The 3,867-nt window shown below is 47.6% G+C and carries 1 tRNA gene and 2 rRNA genes; all 3 read left to right on the top strand.

The annotated features are described in order from the left end of the window. Window positions 1-32 precede the first annotated feature (32 nt). The 3 genes from DFR44_RS11055 (at window position 33) to rrf (ending at window position 3,750) form a co-directional block, all read left to right on the top strand. A tRNA-Ile gene (locus DFR44_RS11055) sits at window positions 33-109 on the top strand. Between the two features lie 413 nt (window positions 110-522). Beyond that, window positions 523-3,397: ribosomal RNA gene (locus DFR44_RS11050) — 23S ribosomal RNA — on the top strand. Between the two features lie 240 nt (window positions 3,398-3,637). Next, window positions 3,638-3,750 (top strand): 5S ribosomal RNA (rrf, locus tag DFR44_RS11045). The last annotated feature ends 117 nt before the right edge of the window (window positions 3,751-3,867 follow it).

The following is a 3,867-nucleotide window of genomic DNA, read 5'->3' as shown; positions in this document are numbered from 1 at the left end:
CGTCATCCTCCACCAAATGTTGGATCGAAGACGGGTCTTTAGCTCAGTTGGTTAGAGCACTGTGTTGATAACGCAGGGGTCGATGGTTCGAGTCCATCAAGACCCACCATCCTCTGTTAAGTTGTTAGTCTGTTCTGTTCTTATCTATGTAACCGAAGTGAACGATTAAGTATCTGCATGTGAATGTGTCGATACTTAACCTTTTACGAAGGGTTATACACCTATGATGGGCTCATGTAAAAAATGCGCTCACCGCAGGTGCGGCTGATCTTTAACAACTAGAAACCAAAGCAAATTTAACAGTGATTGAGATAATTGTTATCAAGAAGTAAGAGAACATGAGTTTTAACACGGGTTAGATTGCATCAAAATAGTAGTTCTCAAGAAAGACGATTATCAGCAATGATAATCAAAGAATGACTTAACTTGAAATTACGGCAAACAAACCGACACATACACTCATGTAAATGTATGTGTCAAACTAGTACGAGATTTTATAAGACTGAGCAATCAGAGTTATAAGGTCAAGTGACTAAGTGCATGTGGTGGATGCCTTGGCGATATCAGGCGACGAAAGACGTGATAGCCTGCGAAAAGCTCTGGGGAGGTGGCAAATGACCTTTGATCCAGAGATGTCTGAATGGGGAAACCCGGCCCGTAAGGGTCATTGATTGGTGAATACATAGCCAATTGAAGCGAACGCGGAGAACTGAAACATCTAAGTACCCGTAGGAAAAGAAATCAACCGAGATTCCCAAAGTAGTGGCGAGCGAAATGGGACCAGCCGTGATGTGATATAGATTCAGTTAGTAGAATGGAATGGAAAGTCCAGCTATAGAGGGTGATAGCCCCGTATACGAAAACTCAATCTAGGTACTAAGCATCAGACAAGTAGGGCGGGACACGAGAAATCCTGTCTGAAGATGGGGGGACCATCCTCCAAGGCTAAATACTCGATATCGACCGATAGTGAACCAGTACCGTGAGGGAAAGGCGAAAAGAACCCCGGGAGGGGAGTGAAATAGATCCTGAAACCGCATGCATACAAACAGTAGGAGCAGGCTTGTCCTGTGACTGCGTACCTTTTGTATAATGGGTCAGCGACTTACGTTGTGTTGCGAGCTTAACCGAATAGGGGAGGCGTAGCGAAAGCGAGTCTGATAAGGGCGAAAGTAGCACGGCGTAGACCCGAAACCAAGTGATCTATCCATGGCCAGGTTGAAGGTTGGGTAACACCAACTGGAGGACCGAACCCACTAATGTTGAAAAATTAGGGGATGAGCTGTGGATAGGGGTGAAAGGCTAAACAAACTTGGAGATAGCTGGTTCTCTCCGAAAACTATTTAGGTAGTGCCTCAAGTATTGCTTACGGGGGTAGAGCACTGTTATGGCTAGGGGGTCATTGCGACTTACCAAACCATGGCAAACTCCGAATACCGTAAAGTATGAGCTTGGGAGACAGACATCGGGTGCTAACGTCCGGTGTCAAGAGGGAAACAACCCAGACCGCCAGCTAAGGTCCCCAATATAAGCTAAGTGGGAAACGAAGTGGGAAGGCTAAGACAGTCAGGAGGTTGGCTTAGAAGCAGCCACCCTTTAAAGAAAGCGTAATAGCTCACTGATCGAGTCGTCCTGCGCGGAAGATGTAACGGGGCTAAGCTTATAACCGAAGCTGCGGATACGTGCTTGCACGTATGGTAGGAGAGCGTTCTGTAAGCCTGTGAAGGTGCGTTGAAAAGCGTGCTGGAGGTATCAGAAGTGCGAATGCTGACATGAGTAGCGATAAAGGGGGTGAAAGGCCCCCTCGCCGTAAGCCCAAGGATTCCTACGCAACGTTCATCGGCGTAGGGTTAGTCGGCCCCTAAGGCGAGGCAGAGATGCGTAGCTGATGGGAAACAGGTTAATATTCCTGTACCATTGTATGATGCGATGGGGGGACGGATCGTAAAAGGTTATCCAACGGTTGGAAGAGTTGGTTTAGGTGATGTAGGCGAGTGTTAGGCAAATCCGGCACTCATTAGCCAAGGTCATCGATCGAGCAACTTCGGTTGCGAAGTAACTGGAAGTGATTCCAAGAAAAGCCTCTAAGCTTCAGTCATACAAGACCGTACCGCAAACCGACACAGGTGGGCGAGATGAGTATTCTAAGGCGCTTGAGAGAACTGCGGAGAAGGAACTCGGCAAATTAATACCGTAACTTCGGGAGAAGGTATGCCCCAGTAGCGTGAGGAGAACATCTAAGCGTGACAGGGTCTCAGAGAAATGGTGGCTGCGACTGTTTAATAAAAACACAGCACTCTGCAAACACGAAAGTGGACGTATAGGGTGTGACGCCTGCCCGGTGCTGGAAGATTAAATGATGGGGTGCAAGCTCTTGATTGAAGTCCCAGTAAACGGCGGCCGTAACTATAACGGTCCTAAGGTAGCGAAATTCCTTGTCGGGTAAGTTCCGACCTGCACGAATGGCGTAACGATGGCCACACTGTCTCCTCCGCAGACTCAGCGAAGTTGAAATGTTTGTGATGATGCAATCTCCCCGCGGCTAGACGGAAAGACCCCATGAACCTTTACTGTAGCTTTGCATTGTATGTTGAATCGTTTTGTGTAGGATAGGTGGGAGACTTTGAAGCCGTGGCGCCAGCCATGGTGGAGTCAACCTTGAAATACCACCCTGAATTATTTGACGTTCTAACCTAGGCCCCTGAATCGGGGTTGGGGACAGTGCATGGTAGGCAGTTTGACTGGGGCGGTCTCCTCCCAAATTGTAACGGAGGAGTTCGAAGGTACGCTTAACACGGTCGGACATCGTGTGTAAAGTGCAATGGCAAAAGCGTGCTTAACTGCGAGACCCACAAGTCGAGCAGGTGCGAAAGCAGGACATAGTGATCCGGTGGTTCTGAATGGAAGGGCCATCGCTCAACGGATAAAAGGTACTCTGGGGATAACAGGCTGATACCGCCCAAGAGTTCATATCGACGGCGGTGTTTGGCACCTCGATGTCGGCTCATCTCATCCTGGGGCTGTAGTCGGTCCCAAGGGTATGGCTGTTCGCCATTTAAAGAGGTACGTGAGCTGGGTTTAAAACGTCGTGAGACAGTTTGGTCCCTATCTGCCGTGGGCGCTGGAAATTTGACGGGGGCTGTTCCTAGTACGAGAGGACCGGAATGGACGTACCGCTGGTGTACCTGTTGTTTCGCCAGAAGCATCGCAGGGTAGCTAAGTACGGAAGAGATAACCGCTGAAAGCATCTAAGCGGGAAACTTGCCTGAAGATAAGATTTCCCAGGAGCTTGACTCCTTTGAAGGGTCGTTCGAGACCAGGACGTTGATAGGTTGGGTGTGGAAGTGCAGTAATGCATTAAGCTAACCAATACTAATTGCCCGTAAGGCTTGACCTTATAACTGTGATTACTCCAGTTTAAGTGTCGTACTGACCAGTCGTAAGACGGTTTGTTTGATTGTGATTTAACCTCATATTTAAGTTAAAACCACTTTTACACTCGATAACATATCCACTGTATTTGCTTTGTTTCTAGTCTGTTGATGCCATTCATTTGGATTAACCATCAACAAAGACGCCAGATTTTATGTTGTCTGATTGAGGTAACAACGACTCAATTCAGCCAATGCAGGCTTTGCCTGACGACCATAGCAAGTTGGTACCACTCCTTCCCATCCCGAACAGGACAGTGAAACGACTTAGCGCCAATGATAGTGCGGATTCCCGTGTGAAAGTAGGTCATCGTCAGGCTTTATATATCAAAAACCCCCAGCTCTTTGAGTTGGGGGTTTTTTATTGACTTCATCATGTATTCTCATTCAATAGGAAAAATATATAAAATCTTATTGGCATACCTCTCAGGCTAAA

This window comes from Hydromonas duriensis (genome assembly GCF_004363775.1).
Taxonomy (GTDB): Bacteria; Pseudomonadota; Gammaproteobacteria; order Burkholderiales; family Burkholderiaceae; genus Hydromonas; species Hydromonas duriensis.
Note: the sequence above shows the minus strand (reverse complement) of the source record. Positions and strands in the feature narration are given on the sequence as shown.